Origin of the sequence: Arenibacter sp. S6351L (assembly GCF_023016025.1) — a bacterium.
GTDB classification, from domain to species: domain Bacteria; phylum Bacteroidota; class Bacteroidia; order Flavobacteriales; family Flavobacteriaceae; genus Arenibacter; species Arenibacter algicola_B.
This window is the reverse complement of sequence record NZ_JALKBB010000034.1, coordinates 1-17431: the sequence shown is the minus strand read 5'-3', so window position 1 is coordinate 17431 and position 17431 is coordinate 1. Positions and strand designations below refer to the sequence as shown.

The following is a 17431-nucleotide window of genomic DNA, read 5'->3' as shown; positions in this document are numbered from 1 at the left end:
TCGCTTTTAAAGGTTACAGATCTTAACTCTTGTTTAGAAATTTCTTTTTTCCAGCCAGGCGTCAAGGACAGTGTTGAATTCCTGTGGATGTTCCATCATTGGGGCGTGTCCGCACTTCTCTATCCAGAATAAATCGGAATCCGGGAGTAGTGCATGGAATTCTTCAGCTACATTGGGTGGCGTTACACTATCGTTTTTCCCCCATATTATACATGTAGGGGTCAACATATGGGGTAAATCTTTGGACATGTTGTGTCTAATGGCACTTTTTGCGATGGCCAGGGTTTTTACCAGTTTAATACGATCGTTTACAGTGGCAAAGACTTCGTCTACAATTTCCTTGGTGGCTACTTCGGGATCATAAAATACGTCCTGGGCTTTTTTCTTTATAAATTCATAGTCACCACGTTTGGGATAACCATCTCCCATGGCACTTTCGTACAGTCCTGAACTACCTGTGATTACCAGTGCCTTTACTTTTTTTGGGTATAATTTGGTATGGAGCAGGCCAATATGTCCGCCTAGGGAATTACCTAGAAGTATCACATCCTTAAGGCCTTTATGTTCTATAAACCCTTCCAAAAATTTAGCAAAGCTCTTTACGTTGGTCTTGAGCAATGGCATGTCGTAAATAGGAAGCTCGGGTACCAAAACCTTATAGCCTTTAGGTGGAAAATGATTCATAACCCCATGAAAATTGCTCAATCCCCCCATAAGACCGTGTAATATTATAATGGGTGTTCCTTCACCCATTTCAATATATCGGTATTTTCCCTCTTTAATTATCTTTTTTTCCATTAAGGATAGCTTCTAATCTTAGTTGGCAAATATAGGCATTTCATTATTATGCAAGCATAGATAAGTTTTTGGAACGTTGATATTTAATGACAATTTATTGTTGAAAGAATTTTTCTGGTATTGGTCCCAAGAATTTTTTCAGGTGTAATTGGAGTGTCGTTTGTCGATAAAGTATGCATTTTATTAACAAAGTGGTATTTTGTGGTAAATTGTGGTAATAATTTCTATATATTTGAGTTATTAAATTAAAAACCAGCTACTTTAAGTGATTAATTTCATTGGAACATATGATTGTAAGGCCGATTCTAAGGGAAGGGTAATGCTTCCTGTGGCGCTTAAAAATCAAATGTCTCCCGTAATAAATGATGGTTTTGTGGTTAAACGTTCTGTTTTTCAACCCTGTTTGGAGCTATATCCTATGGCGGAGTGGAATCTGTTGATGCAGAAAATGAACAAAAAGAACCGATTCAAGAAAAAAAACAACGATTTCATAAGAAGATTTTCTGCTGGAGTAAAGGTGGTGGAAATAGATGCTACTGGTAGGCTGTTGATCCCAAAAAATTTGGTAGACGTGGCGGGAATTACGAAAGAGGTAGTATTGAGTTCGGCAATTAACATTGTTGAAATCTGGGATAAGGACAACTATGAAAAGGTATTGGAGGAAACGGCCGAGGACTTTGCAAGTTTGGCCGAGGAAGTAATGGGAGATGACGACGATGACTTATCATAACCCCGTATTGCTGACAGAGTCCGTTGAGGGGCTGAATATAAAATCCGATGGAGTTTATGTTGACGTGACCTTTGGTGGTGGCGGACATTCCAAGGAGGTATTGAAAAGGCTGGGAGAAAATGGAAGGCTGTTGGCGTTTGATCAGGATGAGGATGCGTTGCAAAATGTTATTGATGATGGGCGATTTCAGTTGATCAATGAAAACTTTAGATATATAAAGCAGTTTTTGAAGTTCTATGGCATAAGGAAAGTGGACGGTATTTTGGCCGATTTTGGAGTGTCATCCCATCAATTCGATCAGGCCGAGAGAGGGTTTTCTACCCGTTTTGATGCTGATCTGGATATGAGAATGAGCAAAAAGAACCAAATTTCAGCCTTTGATGTGGTAAATGTTTATGACTATGATGAGTTGAGGAGGGTACTTTTTCAATATGGTGACCTGCGGAACGCAAATGCCATGGCAAAAACCATTATAGAGCAGCGGCAAAATACACCAATAAAAACCACTGATCAGTTGAAGGAGGTTCTTGGTCAGTATCTGCCAAAACATAGGGAGCATAAGATTTTGGCTCAGATCTACCAGGCTATAAGGATAGAGGTGAACCAGGAAATACAAGTGATAAAGGAATTTTTGTTACAGGTGCCGGAATTGTTGAAAGAAGGGGGTAGGTTAAGTGTAATAAGTTATCATTCCTTGGAGGATAGATTGGTTAAAAGGTTTATAAGGGCCGGCCAGTTTGAAGGGGAGCCGGAAAAGGATTTTTACGGGAACATAGAAGTTCCTATGAAAAAGGTTGGAGGTTTAGTGGTCCCTTCCAAGGAGGAAATAAAGTTGAATAATAGGGCGCGAAGTGCCAAACTCCGGATAGCGGAGCGGGTTTGAGATTAATGTACGGCAATTTTGAACTGTCCCTAGTGACGTTTGAATTGTGCAATAGTATAATAAGGTATATAGTTGGGTAAATTTTAAGTAATGAGAAAAGGGATACTGGACATATTAAAAGGAAAGTTTTTAGTGAGTGGAGGTGCTCCCAAGAACTGGATGTTTATCATATATGTTTCTTTTTTGGCTACGGTCATGATTGCCAGTTCCCATAGTGCTGATGGAAAAGTCCATAAAATTGCTGCCCTTGATGAACAGGTTAAGGAATTGAGGAGCGAGTTTGTAGATGTCCGTTCCGATATGCAGGAGTTAAAGTTGGAGTCCACTGTATTGAGAATTCTGGAGGAAGATGGTTTGTTCCCGTCTGAAACTCCGCCGAAAAAAATAAAAGTTAAAACCGAAACCGAATAATAGTGCCTGTAACAGAAAAAAACATATTGACCAGATTATATATTGTGGCGGGATTCCTATTTCTGTTCGCAATTGCCGTTTTGGTCAAATTGGTCAGTATACAGATGGTGGAAGGGGAGAAGTATAGGAAACTGGCCATGGATCGCACTGAAAAAATGTTCACCATTGCTCCTAAGAGAGGTAATCTTTATTCGGATGATGGCAGTTTGTTGGCAACTTCAGTTTCAAGATATACCATACGATTTGATGCCGAAACCGTTGGAAAAAGGGATTTTGAAGATAATGTAAAGCCCTTGTCCGATGCCTTGGCTAAATTGTTGGGCAAAACGTCCTCACATTATCAGCAATTGTTGAGAAAGGCGAAAGCCAATAAGAATCGATACGCCTTGATTGCCAGGAATTTGGATTATTCGGATTATGTGGCCGTAAAACAGTTTCCGCTTTTTAATAAGGGTCCCTATAAAGGGGGGCTAATTATAGAGCAAAAAATTGTACGTGAGCATCCCTTGGGCAAGATCGCTGAGCGGAGCGTTGGCTATGAACGGGTAGATGAGGACGGATACTACACCAGGGTTGGTTTGGAAGGGGCCTTCGGACAATATCTAAGAGGGGTAGAAGGTAAGAGGTTAAAACAAAAAATTGCCAAAGGACAATGGAAGCCTATTGGCTGGGATAATATTGTAGAGCCCAAGGATGGCTATGATGTGGTTTCAACCATTGATATCAATATCCAGGATATTGCACATCATGCCTTATTGGGGCAATTGGAAAAATATAACGCGGAACATGGTTGTGTAATCGTAATGGAAACCAAGACCGGAGAGGTCAAGGCCATTTCCAATTTGGGAAGGACCAGCGAGGGCAAATATTATGAGCGACTTAATTATGCTATAGGGGAGTCTCATGAGCCTGGATCTACCTTTAAGCTAATGTCTATGGTCGTGGCCTTGGAGGACAAGGTAATAGATACCAATACGGTAATAGATACGGAAAAAGGTACTTATAAGGTCTATAACAGAACGGTTAGGGACTCCAAGCACGGGGGTTATGGTAAAATTACCGCCGCTAAGGCGTTTGAGGTGTCTTCCAATACTGCTTTTGCTAAAATCATCAATAATAATTATAAGGACAATCCGGAAAAATTTGTCAACCGCCTCATGAATATGAACCTTCATAGGGAGTTGGGGTTGCCGGTTAATGGGGAGGGAACCCCGGTAATCCGTTATCCTGGGGATAAGGGTTGGTCTGGTGTTTCCTTGGCATGGATGTCCCATGGGTATGAAGTTTCACTTACCCCATTACAGACCCTAACTTTTTACAATGCCATTGCCAATGATGGGGAGATGTTGAAGCCCAGGCTTATAAAAGCAGTGAAGGAGTGGGATAAAACTATTTTGAAATTTGAGAAGGAGGTTATCAATCCGTCTATCTGTTCCAAGGAAACGGCGCACAAGGTTCAGCAATTGTTGAAAGATGTTGTGGAGAAAAAGCACGGTACCGGGCATGGGTTGTATTCGCCTAATTTCTCTATGGCTGGAAAAACCGGAACCACTCAAAAGAATTATGTTTCCAAGGATCCGGAAGTGATGAAGTACATTTCAACTTTTGCCGGTTACTTTCCTGCGGACGACCCAAAATATTCCTGTATTGTAGTAATTCATGAGCCGGACAAAAGTGTAGGTTATTATGGTGCCGATGTATCCGGTCCCGTATTTAAATCGGTTGCCCAAAAGATTTATGCAAGTTCTCCTTTAGTGGATGAGGTGGATGTTAATGATGCCGGGAACAAGAACTTGGAGGAGAACTATCAAAGATACTTTGCAGACTCCAATAAAAAATATAATGAAGTGCCCAATGTTGAGGGTATGAGTGGTATGGATGCGGTATCGATCCTTGAAAATTTAGGGATAGAAGTAGAGGTGAAGGGCAATGGAAAAGTCAAGAAGCAATCAATTGCCAAGGGAACAGATCTGAAAAAGGTTAATAAAATCGTATTGGTACTATCATGATGACGCTAAAGGACATATTGTACGGTGTTGGTCTTTCTGCGGTAAGTGGATCTACTTCTGTCATGGTGAGCCATATTTGTTTTGATTCCAGAAAAGTTGGAAAGGATGATGTTTTTGTGGCAATAAAAGGTCTTGTTGCAGATGGTCATCAGTTTATAGATAAGGCCATTGCTTCTGGTGCAAAATCCATAGTCTGTGAAGAACTGCCCGAGAAGTTGGATAATGGAATAACCTATGTGCAGGTGGATAATGGCAATAAAGCTTTGGCTATTATGGCATCCAATTATTACGGTAATCCCTCCAAAAACTTAAGATTGGTGGGGGTAACCGGTACCAACGGAAAGACCACTGTTAGTAGCTTGCTTTATCAATTGTTTAAAAAGGCCGGTTTTAAGGTGGGATTGATATCCACCATAAGGATTATGGTAGATAATAAGGAGTATGCTACCACCCATACCACTCCGGATGCTTTAACAATCAATAAGCACTTGCAGTTAATGAACGATGCCGGGGTTGAGTATTGTTTTATGGAGGTCAGTTCCCATGGAATACATCAAAAAAGAACGGAAGGATTGGTGTTTGAAGGCGCTATTTTTACCAATCTCTCCCACGATCACTTGGATTATCATAAAACCTTTGCGGAATACAGGGATACTAAGAAAATATTGTTCGATCAACTATCAAAAAAAGCATTTGCACTTACCAATATAGACGATAAGAACGGTTTGGTAATGCTGCAGAATACCAATGCGAGAAAGTATACCTATGCCTTGAAATCCTATGCAAATTATAGGGCGCAAATATTGGAGAATCAATTCAATGGTCAATTGTTAAAGATCGATGACAATGAGGTTTGGTCAAAATTGATCGGAGATTTTAATGCCTATAATATGTTGGCAATTTATGCCACTGCGGATTTATTGGGATTGGAAAAACTTGAAATTCTTCGTCTGCTAAGTGAATTGGAAAATGTAGATGGAAGGTTCCAACATTATATATCAAAAGAGAAAATTACAGCTATTGTTGATTATGCCCATACACCGGATGCCTTGAAAAATGTACTTGATACTATCAATACATTGAGGACTGGAAATGAAAATGTCATCACCGTCGTGGGGTGTGGTGGTGACAGAGATAAGTCTAAGCGTCCGGTTATGGGTCATATCGCAACAGCATTGAGTAATAAAGTCATTTTTACTTCGGATAACCCCAGGTCGGAGTCGCCCACTGTTATTATAGAGGAGATGGAAGCTGGTGTGGAGGCGCAAAATGTAAATAAAACACTGTCTATCGTTAACCGTAAGCAGGCTATTAAAACAGCTTGTCAATTGGCTACCGCCCACGATATTATTTTGGTTGCCGGCAAAGGCCACGAGACCTATCAGGAAACTAATGGGGTCAGGGAGGATTTTGATGATTTTAAAATGGTGAAGGAGTTGTTGGCCAACTTAAATAAATAAAATATTTGGTGGTCAATATTAAAGTGAATAATAAAAAACAATAAACCCAGGAATGCTATACTATTTGTTCGAATATTTGGAAAAACACTATCAACTGCCAGGGGCGGGGCTTTTCCAATTTATAACGTTTAGGGCGGCAATGGCGGTAATGCTTTCGCTGTTATTGGCTACGGTCTATGGGAAAAGAATTATTAATTATTTACGCCATAAACAAATTGGGGAAACCGTAAGGGACTTGGGGCTGGAAGGCCAAAAACAAAAAGCGGGTACCCCGACCATGGGTGGGTTGATTATTATTATGTCCACCTTGATTCCTGTATTGTTGTTTGCGCGTTTCTTGGATAATATTTACGTAATCCTTTTGATAGTTACTACAATTTGGATGGGGATTATAGGTTTTGTGGATGATTATATCAAAATTTTCAAAAAGGATAAAGAAGGATTAAAAGGTAGGTTCAAGGTAATGGGCCAGGTAGGTCTAGGGCTTATGGTAGGAGCTACCTTATATTTTCACCCGGGGGTTACCATGAAGGAGCATTCCAGAACAGAAATTACCCAGGACTATATCGTACAGCAAGTACCGGGAAAGGAGATTAAGTCTACCATGACCACCTTGCCATTTATTAAAAATAACGAGTTGGATTATGCCCGCTTTATTACCTGGATGGGAGATGGGATGGAGAAATATGCCTGGTTGGTATTTATTCCCATAATCATAATTATTGTCACAGCGGTCTCCAACGGGGCAAATCTGACCGATGGGATAGATGGATTGGCTGCAGGCACATCGGCTATAATAGTATTTACTCTTGGCATCTTTACCCTAGTTTCTGGTAATATCATCTTTTCGGATTATTTGGATATCATGTTTATTCCCAGGGTAGGGGAATTGGTAGTATTTATAGCAGCCTTTGTTGGGGCCCTGGTAGGATTTCTATGGTACAACGCCTATCCGGCAACAGTTTTTATGGGGGATACCGGAAGTTTGACCATTGGAGGGATAATCGCCGTAATAGCGATCATTATTCGCAAGGAATTGTTGATACCCGTTTTGTGCGGAATTTTCTTTGCAGAGTCGATTTCCGTGATGTTGCAGGTGGGTTATTTCAAGTACACCAAAAAGAGATTTGGAGAGGGGAAAAGGATTTTTCTAATGGCACCATTACATCATCATTACCAGAAAAAGGGATACCATGAAAGCAAAATCGTGACCAGGTTCTGGGTTGTTGGAATTCTGTTGGCGGTAATAACCATTGTAACCTTAAAGGTGCGATAGAATGAAGCGGTTGGTTGTTTTGGGAGGTGGTGAAAGTGGCGTTGGAACGGCTATTTTGGGCAAAAAGGAAGGTTTTGAAGTTTTTGTCTCCGATAAGGGGATAGTAAAGGAGGAATATAAAAAAGTTCTTGAACATTTTGAGATTGACTGGGAGGAACAGCAACATACCGAGGAAAAGATTTTGAATGCCGATCTGGTCATGAAAAGTCCTGGTATTCCGGATAAGGTTCCTTTGGTGGTAAAGCTCAAGGAAATAGGGGTTCCTGTAATTTCGGAAATCGAGTTTGCCTCAAGGTATACCAAGGCAACCATTATAGGGATAACCGGAAGCAACGGAAAGACCACCACCACAATGCTAACGAACCACATATTAAAAGAAGGTGGTTTGCATGTGGGAATGGCGGGGAATATTGGAGATAGTTATGCCAAAATGGTGGCCGAAAATGACTTTGATTTTTATGTATTGGAGATAAGTAGTTTTCAATTGGACGGGATAGTGGATTTTAAACCCCATATAGCCATCCTTACCAACATAACTCCGGATCATTTGGATAGATATGAATACAGATTTGAAAATTATATAGCGTCCAAGTTTAGGATTGCAAAGAACCAGACTAAGGAAGATTATTTAATATATGATGCCGATGATGAAGTAATAGTCCAGTGGTTGCAAAAGAATCCGGTCCAATCAAAATTATTGCCCTTTTCCATCAGTAGGAAATTGGATGAAGGGGCATATTTAGAGAATGATAAAATAATTATTAAGACACACAATAACACTATAGAAATGAGTACAGACGCTTTGGCTTTGGAAGGAAAACACAATGTAAAGAATACCATGGCTGCCACTACGGCCGCTAAACTAATTAGTATACGAAAGGAGACTATACGCAGAAGTATAGAAAATTTTCAGGGAGCGGAGCATAGGTTGGAAAAAGTACTTAAAATTCATCATGTACAGTATATCAACGACTCCAAAGCTACCAATGTAAATGCTACCTACTACGCCTTGGATAGTATGAAAACACCTACGGTGTGGATTGTAGGAGGGGTGGACAAAGGGAATGATTACAGGGAGTTAATGCCTTTGGTACGTGAAAAAGTAAAGGCCATTATTTGTTTGGGAACCGATAATTCCAAAATAAAGGATGCCTTTGGGAATGTAGTGGACCTGGTAGTGGAAACATTTGCAATGGACGAGGCCGTAAAGGTGGCCTATAAGATAGCGGAACGGGGAGATACCGTATTGTTGTCACCCGCATGTGCCAGTTTTGACTTGTTCAAGAATTATGAAGATAGGGGAAATCAGTTTAAAGAAGCAATAAAAAAATTATAAAGGGTGTTCGGATTTTTAAACAAAATTAATGGAGATAAAGCTATTTGGGCAGTAGTAGCCCTTTTGGCCTTATTTTCGTTTTTACCTGTTTATAGTGCCAGTAGTAACCTGGTATACGTGGTAGGCAATGGTACCACTATTGGTTACCTGGTAAAGCATGCCATACTTTTGCTAATGGGATTTGGTATTATTTATGGGGTGCACCGTATTCCTACACACTTCTTCAAGGGTTTGTCCTTGATTGCAATGCCTGTGGTATTGCTTTTATTGCTCTATACACTTGCTCAAGGGCAGGTCATTGATGGGGCCAATGCCAGTAGGTGGATCCGTATTCCCATTGTTGGGTTTACATTTCAGACGTCCAACCTGGCAGCGGTGGTGCTAATGATCTACGTAGCTAGATATTTAACAAAAATAAAGGATAAGACTATAACCTTTAAAGAGAGTATTCTGCCACTTTGGTTGCCGGTTTTTTTGGTGATAGTACTAATACTACCTGCGAATTTTTCAACGGCCGGGATTATATTTTCCATGGTGTTATTGCTCTGTTTTATAGGGGGGTATCCCTTTAAGTATTTGTTGGGAATCGTTGGTGCGGGGATATTGAGCCTAACGCTGTTTATTTTGACGGCCAAGGCAGTGCCGGATTTATTTCCTAACAGGGTAGATACTTGGATGAGCAGAATAGAAAGCTTTTCCAATCCTGAGGATACGGAGGCTGATTATCAAATAGAGAAGGCAAAAATAGCTATTGCAACGGGAGGAATAGTGGGCAATGGGGCAGGAAAGAGTGTAATGAAGAATTTTTTGCCACAAAGTTCATCGGATTTTATTTATGCCATTATTGTAGAGGAGTACGGACTTTTGGGAGGCTTTGTGCTAATGTTCTTCTATTTGTTGTTGCTTTTTAGGATTGTGGTGGTGGCCAATAGCAATGACACGGTATTCGGTAAACTTTTGGTTCTGGGAGTTGGACTTCCTATAGTATTTCAGGCATTGATCAATATGGCGGTGGCCGTGGAACTTTTCCCGGTTACCGGTCAGACCTTGCCTTTGATTAGTAGTGGTGGAACCTCGAGTTGGATGACCTGTTTGGCCATAGGTATTATTCTTAGTGCAAGTAATAAACATGTGCAATCCGAATCGGATGAAATAGATGAGACCAACCCTTTAGAAGTGTTAAGTGGGCAGTTATAGATTTATATTATCGGGGGGAGGCACGGGCGGACATATTTATCCTGCCATTGCCATTGCAAATGAGTTGAAACTTAGGTATCCAGATGCTGATTTTCTGTTCGTTGGGGCAAAAGATAGAATGGAGATGGAAAAGGTGCCCCAGGCAGGGTACAAAATTGAAGGTTTGTGGATAAGTGGGTTGCAAAGGAAGCTCACTTTGAAAAATTTAATGTTTCCTTTTAAAGTGATAAGTAGTTTGATGAAATCAGCAAACATAGTACGGAATTTTAAACCTCATGCCGTTGTGGGTACTGGTGGCTTTGCCAGTGGTCCCCTCTTGAAGGTGGCATCGGGAAAGGGAATTCCATGTGTGTTGCAGGAACAGAATTCCTTTGCTGGTATCACCAATAAATTATTGGCGAACAAAGTAGCCAAAATATGTGTGGCCTATGATGGCATGGAGAAATTTTTTCCGAAAGATAAAATCGTAAAGACGGGTAATCCTGTACGTGGGGATTTGGTGTCATTGGTGGAGAATAAAGTAGAGGCGTTGAGCTTCTTTGGTTTACAGGCGGATAAAACCACATTGCTGGTGCTGGGCGGTAGTCTGGGGGCAAGACGTGTAAATGTTCTTATTGAACAAAGTTTGCCTTTTTTTAAGGAACAGGGAATTCAGGTTATTTGGCAAAGTGGTAAGCTGTATTATGAGGAATATAAGAAACATGAAAGTGCAGATGTAAAGGTAGTGGCATTTTTAAATCGGATGGATTTGGCCTATGGGGCTGCCGATATTATTATTTCCAGGGCAGGTGCAGGTTCGGTTTCTGAACTGTGCATTGTAGGCAAGCCTGTGATTTTTATCCCCTCCCCGAACGTAGCCGAGGATCATCAAACTAAAAACGCCCAATCCTTGGTGGAAAAGGATGCGGCCATAATGATCAAGGAAAAGGAATTGGATGAAAAGTTCGGGACGGTGTTTTTGGATTTACTCAAAAATAAGGACCTGGGCAATAATTTGGGAGCCAATATCAAAGATTTGGCCATGCCAAATGCTACCAAGGAGATTGTAAATGAAATAGAAAAATTATTAGTGCAACAATAAGAAAATGGGCATAAAAGATATACATAACGTCTACTTTATAGGTATTGGAGGTATTGGTATGTCTGCCCTTGCGCGATATTTTAAATTTATAGGTAAGAATGTTGCGGGCTATGATAAGACCGAGACACCTCTTACAAAGGATTTGGTGGATTTGGGTATCCAGGTGCATTATGAAGATGATTTGGAATTGGTGTCCAAGGTGTATTTGGATCCTGACAATACCTTAGTGGTATATACTCCCGCCGTGCCTAATGATCATGGGGAGTATAATTATTTCATGGACCATGGCTTTCAGGTGAAAAAGCGTTCAGAAGTATTGGGATTGATAACAAAGGATACCTTTTGTTTTGCAGTTGCCGGTACCCATGGCAAGACAACAACTTCTTGTATACTGGCTCATTTATTGAAGGAGACCGGGACTCCCATTACGGCCTTCTTGGGAGGGATTTCGGAGGATTTCAACAGTAATTTTTTGTTGGAAGGTTCAGAATATTCTGTGGTAGAGGCAGATGAATTTGACCGTTCCTTTCTTAGGTTATCGCCTAATGTGGCCTGTGTTACTTCTATGGATGCAGATCATTTGGATATATATGGCAATAGTGAGGAGCTGCAAAAGTCTTTTAGAGATTTTGTAAAACGAATAAAGCCGAATGGTAAGCTGTTTGTTCGCAATGGTTTGGCTTTGGATGGGACAACCTACGGTATTGAGGATGGTTCCGATTATTGTATTAGAAATATTAGAATAGACCAAGGGAGTTATATTTTTGATTTGGAATCTCCGGAAGCCAATCTTAAATCCGTTAGGTTTAATAAACCTGGCAGACATAACCTGCTCAATGGTTTGGTGGCATATGCCATGGCTGTTCAGGCTGGTTCGTCACCAGAAAGGTTGGCAGGGGCTCTGGCCACTTTCAAAGGAGTTCAAAGACGTTTTTCCTACCAGATAAAAAATTCCGAATTTGTGTTTATAGATGACTATGCACATCATCCTACAGAAATAGAGGCTGCTTTTCAGGCGGTTTCCGAAATGCATCCCGGTAAAAAGGTATTGGCTGTTTTTCAGCCGCATTTGTTTTCCAGAACAAGGGATTTTGTGGAAGAATTCGCAAAAAGTCTGTCCAATTTTCCGAGTTTGTTACTGTTGGAAATTTACCCGGCCAGGGAAAAACCAATTGAAGGGGTTACCTCGCAATGGTTGTTGGATAAAATTACAAGCCCAAAGAAAAAATTAATTGAAAAGTCAGAGTTGATTTCTGAAATAATAGCCCAAAACCCTGATGTTTTAATAACCTTGGGGGCTGGCGATATTGGATTGGAAGTGTCAAAAATTAAAAAGGAACTAAATCTTGTCCATAAAAAACAATAAAATAAGAGAAATGAAAATTAATTGGAATTTCATAAAGTTCGGGGCCCTGTTGCTGGTAGTTACGGGTCTTTATGCATTTTCCAGTGCTAGGAACAGGCATAAAAAAATTGATAAAATTGAAATTAAGTTCGTCGGAGATCAGAATCTTTACATGACCCAAGAGACGGTTAATAAATTGTTAATACAAAATTCTGGAGACCTTAGAAACCTGCCCAAAGAAGATATAGTTTTGAATACTATAGAAAAAGCTATCGAAGCTAATGAAATGGTGAAAAATGCCCAAGTTTACCTTACGGTAAACGGGGATCTAGTGGCTAAAGTCATACAGCGTAAACCAATCGGAAGAGTTGAGGGAGTTGCAAAGTTTTATATAGATGAAGATGGGAAACGTATGCCATTTTCCAAATATCATTCTGCGCGGGTACCAATAATTACAGGAATAGTAACCAATAAAAGTACGGAGGGAGTGTACGAAATTTTGACTTATATAAATTCTGATGAATTCTTGAGAAAGAATATAATAGGCGTTCATATTACCGAGGAGCAAAAGTATCAGTTGAAGTTTAGGATGGAGAATTTTGTGGTGGATTTGGGTCATGTGGATGAATTGGAGAAAAAGTTCAGCAATTTCAAAGCTTTTTATACCAAAGCGAATAAGGACAAAACGTTGAACGATTATAACAGGGTGAGTTTAGAATTTAATAACCAAGTAGTGTGCACCAAAATTTAAGATATGGAACAAGGTAATTATTCAGTTGGGTTGGATATTGGAACCACCAAAATTGTGGCCATCATTGGTAAGGAAAATGAATATGGCAAGATTGAAATCTTAGGTATTGGCAGGTCTAAAAGTTTGGGGGTACACCGCGGAGTGGTGAATAATATTACACAAACCATTAAGTCTATCCAACAAGCTGTTGAACTGGCAGAAGGCAATTCCGGTTTAAAGATCAGCTCGGTGGTGGTAGGTATTGCAGGACAGCATATTAGAAGTTTGCAACATAGCGATTATATAACTAGGGCCAAATCTGAAGAAGTTATCAATGAGGATGACGTAGAAAAGCTTTGTAATCAGGTTTACAAATTGGTTATGCTTCCTGGGGAGGAGATTATACATGTTTTGCCACAAGAATTTAAGGTAGATGGCCAGGCGGAGATAAAACAGCCTATGGGGATGTATGGAGGAAGGCTTGAAGCTAATTTTCACGTAGTTGTGGGGCAGGTTTCTTCTATCCGTAATGTGGGAAGATGTATAAAGAGTGCAGGTCTGGATCTTGGGAATATAACCTTGGAACCATTGGCATCTGCAAATGCAGTTTTGAGTCAGGAAGAGAAAGAGGCAGGTGTAGCACTGATCGATATAGGTGGGGGTACCACGGATTTGGCAATTTTCAAGGATGGAATTATCCGTCATACGGCTGTAATTCCTTTTGGAGGTAATGTAATCACCGAAGATATCAAGGAAGGCTGTTCCATTATTGAAAAGCAGGCAGAACTTTTAAAGATCAAGTTTGGTTCGGCTTGGCCGGGGGAAAACAAGGATAATGAAATTGTCTCCATACCGGGATTGAGAGGGCGTGAGCCAAAGGAAATCACTTTGAAGAACCTTTCCAAGATCATACATGCCAGAGTGGTGGAAATCGTGGAGCAGGTTTATGTGGAGATCAAAAATTATGGGCACGACGAGCAAAAGAAAAAATTGATTGCCGGAATTGTATTGACGGGTGGTGGAAGCCAGTTAAAACATTTGAAGCAATTGGTAGAGTATATCACGGGAATGGACACTAGGATTGGCTACCCCAATGAGCATTTGGCAGGTGATTCGGACGAGGAAATAGCCAGTCCGTTATATGCAACTGCAGTAGGACTCTTGATGAATGCTGTGCAGAACAAGGCCAAAGTAAGGGAAGCGAGTCAGGAGGCTGTGGATAAGGATATGGATCATGAGGTTTTTACAGGGGAAGATCAAACCCAGACAAAAACGGCCCTAAAAAAGGAGCGGAAATCTATTTTTGATAAATGGTCTGAGAAATTGAAGGATTTCTTGGATAATGCGGAATAGATCATAAAATAAGAAAAGTATAGTAAACCAGTAAAATAAAAAATATGAGCAAGAACACTGAATTTGAAAGTATATCCTTTGATTTACCCAAAAATCAGAGTAACGTAATTAAAGTCATAGGTGTTGGCGGTGGCGGTAGTAACGCCATTAATCACATGTTCCAGGCCGGTATCAATGGCGTGGATTTTGTGATTTGCAATACCGATTCGCAAGCACTTCAAAATAGTCCCGTGCCCAATAAGATACAATTGGGAGTTTCGTTGACGGAAGGATTGGGCGCTGGTGCCAATCCTGAAGTGGGGGAACAGGCCGCTATTGAAAGTATGGAAGAGATCAAGCAAATGCTTGATACTACCACAAAGATGATCTTTATTACTGCCGGTATGGGCGGGGGAACAGGTACTGGTGCTGCCCCTGTCATTGCAAAAATGGCAAAGGAAATGGATGTTCTTACAGTGGGGATCGTTACCATGCCCTTTCAATTTGAAGGTAAAATGCGTTGCCAACAGGCTCAGTTGGGAATAGAAAAATTACGTGCCAATGTAGATTCCTTGATTGTTATCAATAACAATAAATTAAGGGAAGTATATGGCAATTTGGGATTCAAAGCTGGTTTTTCCAAAGCAGATGAAGTGTTGGCCACTGCCGCTCGTGGTATTGCAGAAGTTATTACACATCACTATACTCAGAACATAGATTTACGTGACGCCAAGACTGTATTGAGCAGTAGTGGAACGGCTATAATGGGATCGGCGATATCTTCGGGTTCTTCCAGGGCGCATGAGGCCATAATGAAGGCTTTGGATTCCCCTTTACTAAACGACAACAAAATTACTGGGGCAAAGAATGTGCTTTTACTTATCGTTTCCGGTTCCCAGGAAATTACGATAGATGAAATAGGTGAGATTAATGACCATATTCAAAATGAGGCCGGTTTTGGGGCCAATATCATTATGGGGGTCGGTGAAGATGAGGGACTGGGCGAGGCAATCGCAGTTACGGTTATAGCCACGGGTTTTAATATAGATCAACAGGATGATATAGTAAATACGGAATCCAAAAAAATCATTCATACGTTAGAAGATGAGCAACGTGCGGAGCACAACCTTACTCCAAAGAATGTTGTTCACCAGTTGGTCGAAGAAGAGGAAATTAAGGCGACTCCGGTTAAGCACAACCCTGTGCAAGAGGAGCCAAAAATGGATTTGATACCTACCACTAATTTTATTAGGAATTTTAATGTTTTCTATGAAGAAGTAGTTGCGGAAAATGTTCAGGACGATTTTATCATTATAAATGCTTCGGACGAGATCAAGGATATAGAAGTAGTGGATCCACGGGTAGTATCCAACAAGTTGGAGGAGGAAGATCAATTTGCATTTAGTTTTGATATGCCTTTGGCCAAAAAACCAGTAGAAGAGGAAGAGGAGGCACAACACATTATTACATTCGATTTGGATGAAGAGGTAAGGGATTTTGAGGTGAAAGATCACGTAGAAGTAATTCCTGTCCTTGAATACAATAAGAATGGGGAAAAGCGCTATAGTCTGGACGATTATATGGAGTTGGAAAAGAAACTTACTGGAGCCAAATCCAAGGCTGAGGAGTTTGAGCCCCGCATTGTTGAAGACGAGTTGATATTTGAAAAGCGTACCATTGCAAAGCAGGAACCGATCCAGCAGAGGGTGAATGTGGAGGATGAAGATCCTGTTAATACCCCAATTGAAATCCTGTTAAAGGAACGCGCAGACGAACGTAGAAGAAAATTAAAGGATTTTAATTATAAATTCCAGAATAGCCTTAGCAATTTGGACGAAATATCCAAGCAGCCGGCTTATAAGAGACAAGGGATAAACTTAAGTGAAAGCCCTAAGGAAAATAAAGTTTCCAGAACTAGCTTAAGTGAGGATAGTAATGACGATATCCAATTACGTTCCAATAACTCTTATTTACATGACAATGTAGACTAGTACTGTTCACAGAACTATAAATACTAAAGTTTAGACCCGAAAATAGCTTTTATTTTCGGGTTTATTTTTATCTTCGCAGGGCTAAAAAAAAGATATGGGTTTACAGCAGAGGGTAATGGAAGATATGAAGGCGGCAATGAGGGCCAAGGACACCGTGGCATTGGAGTCGTTACGAGCTATAAAATCAGCCTTATTGTTGGCACAGACCGAAACAGGTCCGGGAACGGAACTGTCCGAAGAAGATGAAGTAAAGCTGGTTCAAAAATTAGTAAAGCAACGCAAGGATAGCGCGGCCATCTATAAAGAGCAGGGGCGTGAGGATCTGGCAGAGCCAGAATTGGCACAGGCCTTGATCATCGAAAAATTCCTTCCAGAGCAGTTGACCGAAGAAGAGATAGAAAAGGTAGTGGTGCAGGCCATAGATGCCATAGGAGCGTCAGGAATGAAGGATATGGGCAAGGTCATGGGGATCGTATCCCAGGAATTGGCCGGACAGGCAGATGGGAAGACGATATCTACTATTGTAAAAAAGAATTTAATTTAAATGTAGGCAGTTGCAGTGGGCAGTATTTTTAATATAATGGACCGCTTACTGCTGCTGTCGACCGAGAACTAAATAATGGCCCCGTGGCGCAACTGAATAGCGCATCAGATTTCGGCTCTGAGGGTTGGGGGTTTGAATCCCTCCGGGGTCACGGATAAACCACAAAAAAGTGGTTGTGCAAGCGAGCTTCAAAAATGAAGCTCGCTTCTTTTTTGAAGTATAGCGAAGTGCAACTTTTTGTGGTTTTCAAAGCGGAGCTTTGTAGGGAAGGGCGCAGCCAATCCCTAGGTCCTGTTCCGGGCGGTGCG

15 protein-coding genes and 1 tRNA gene are annotated in these 17431 nt (G+C 40.8%); 15 read left to right on the top strand and 1 reads right to left on the bottom strand.

Features of this window, described 5'->3' with window-relative positions; all coding sequences use genetic code 11:
- Positions 1 to 33: 33 nt before the first annotated feature.
- The gene (locus MWU82_RS20935; protein ID WP_215950248.1) at positions 34 to 798 is read right to left on the bottom strand and encodes an alpha/beta hydrolase; all 765 of its coding nucleotides are present in this window, start codon (positions 796 to 798) and stop codon (positions 34 to 36) included.
- A gap of 265 nt (positions 799 to 1063) precedes the next feature.
- On the opposite strand from MWU82_RS20935, the gene mraZ reads away from it, so the two are divergent.
- From mraZ to MWU82_RS20860, 15 genes are all read left to right on the top strand, one after another.
- A complete protein-coding gene (gene mraZ / locus MWU82_RS20930; RefSeq protein WP_031442632.1) occupies positions 1064 to 1528 on the top strand; it encodes a division/cell wall cluster transcriptional repressor MraZ in 465 nt (154 codons plus the stop codon).
- Entirely contained in the window at positions 1515 to 2411 is an 897-nt protein-coding gene (rsmH, locus tag MWU82_RS20925; RefSeq protein ID WP_247097819.1) for a 16S rRNA (cytosine(1402)-N(4))-methyltransferase RsmH, read from the top strand. Before mraZ ends, rsmH begins: the two co-directional genes overlap by 14 nt.
- Before the next feature lie 90 nt (positions 2412 to 2501).
- Positions 2502 to 2822 carry an FtsL-like putative cell division protein gene (locus MWU82_RS20920; RefSeq protein ID WP_215950249.1) on the top strand — a complete coding sequence of 107 codons (321 nt, stop codon included), beginning with the start codon at positions 2502 to 2504 and terminating at the stop codon, positions 2820 to 2822.
- A 2-nt stretch (positions 2823 to 2824) separates the two neighbouring features.
- Entirely contained in the window at positions 2825 to 4831 is a 2007-nt protein-coding gene (locus tag MWU82_RS20915; protein ID WP_215950250.1) for a penicillin-binding protein, read from the top strand.
- The gene (locus tag MWU82_RS20910) at positions 4828 to 6291 is read left to right on the top strand and encodes a UDP-N-acetylmuramoyl-L-alanyl-D-glutamate--2,6-diaminopimelate ligase (protein ID WP_247097796.1); all 1464 of its coding nucleotides are present in this window, start codon (positions 4828 to 4830) and stop codon (positions 6289 to 6291) included. Before MWU82_RS20915 ends, MWU82_RS20910 begins: the two co-directional genes overlap by 4 nt.
- A 52-nt stretch (positions 6292 to 6343) precedes the next feature.
- Positions 6344 to 7567, top strand: coding sequence for a phospho-N-acetylmuramoyl-pentapeptide-transferase (mraY, locus tag MWU82_RS20905; protein WP_215950252.1), 1224 nt, complete (start codon positions 6344 to 6346; stop codon positions 7565 to 7567).
- A 1-nt stretch (position 7568) separates the two neighbouring features.
- Positions 7569 to 8903, top strand: a complete 1335-nt coding sequence (gene murD, locus MWU82_RS20900; RefSeq protein WP_247097795.1) for a UDP-N-acetylmuramoyl-L-alanine--D-glutamate ligase — start codon at positions 7569 to 7571, stop codon at positions 8901 to 8903.
- Between the two features lie 3 nt (positions 8904 to 8906).
- A complete protein-coding gene (locus MWU82_RS20895) occupies positions 8907 to 10100 on the top strand; it encodes an FtsW/RodA/SpoVE family cell cycle protein (RefSeq protein ID WP_215950254.1) in 1194 nt (397 codons plus the stop codon).
- Positions 10087 to 11181 carry an undecaprenyldiphospho-muramoylpentapeptide beta-N-acetylglucosaminyltransferase gene (gene murG, locus MWU82_RS20890; protein ID WP_247097794.1) on the top strand — a complete coding sequence of 365 codons (1095 nt, stop codon included), beginning with the start codon at positions 10087 to 10089 and terminating at the stop codon, positions 11179 to 11181. Before MWU82_RS20895 ends, murG begins: the two co-directional genes overlap by 14 nt.
- 4 nt (positions 11182 to 11185) lie before the next feature.
- Positions 11186 to 12547, top strand: coding sequence for a UDP-N-acetylmuramate--L-alanine ligase (gene murC / locus MWU82_RS20885; protein WP_247097793.1), 1362 nt, complete (start codon positions 11186 to 11188; stop codon positions 12545 to 12547).
- A 10-nt stretch (positions 12548 to 12557) separates the two neighbouring features.
- Positions 12558 to 13277 (top strand): cell division protein FtsQ/DivIB, encoded by a 720-nt coding sequence (locus tag MWU82_RS20880; RefSeq protein ID WP_215950257.1) that lies wholly within the window; start codon positions 12558 to 12560, stop codon positions 13275 to 13277.
- Positions 13278 to 13280: 3 nt separating this feature from the next.
- Positions 13281 to 14609, top strand: coding sequence for a cell division protein FtsA (gene ftsA / locus MWU82_RS20875; RefSeq protein ID WP_215950258.1), 1329 nt, complete (start codon positions 13281 to 13283; stop codon positions 14607 to 14609).
- A gap of 44 nt (positions 14610 to 14653) precedes the next feature.
- Positions 14654 to 16579, top strand: coding sequence for a cell division protein FtsZ (gene ftsZ / locus MWU82_RS20870; protein ID WP_215950259.1), 1926 nt, complete (start codon positions 14654 to 14656; stop codon positions 16577 to 16579).
- 94 nt (positions 16580 to 16673) lie between these two features.
- Positions 16674 to 17123, top strand: a complete 450-nt coding sequence (locus MWU82_RS20865; RefSeq protein WP_247097792.1) for a GatB/YqeY domain-containing protein — start codon at positions 16674 to 16676, stop codon at positions 17121 to 17123.
- Positions 17124 to 17200: 77 nt separating this feature from the next.
- A tRNA-Arg gene (locus MWU82_RS20860) sits at positions 17201 to 17274 on the top strand.
- Positions 17275 to 17431: the final 157 nt, after the last annotated feature.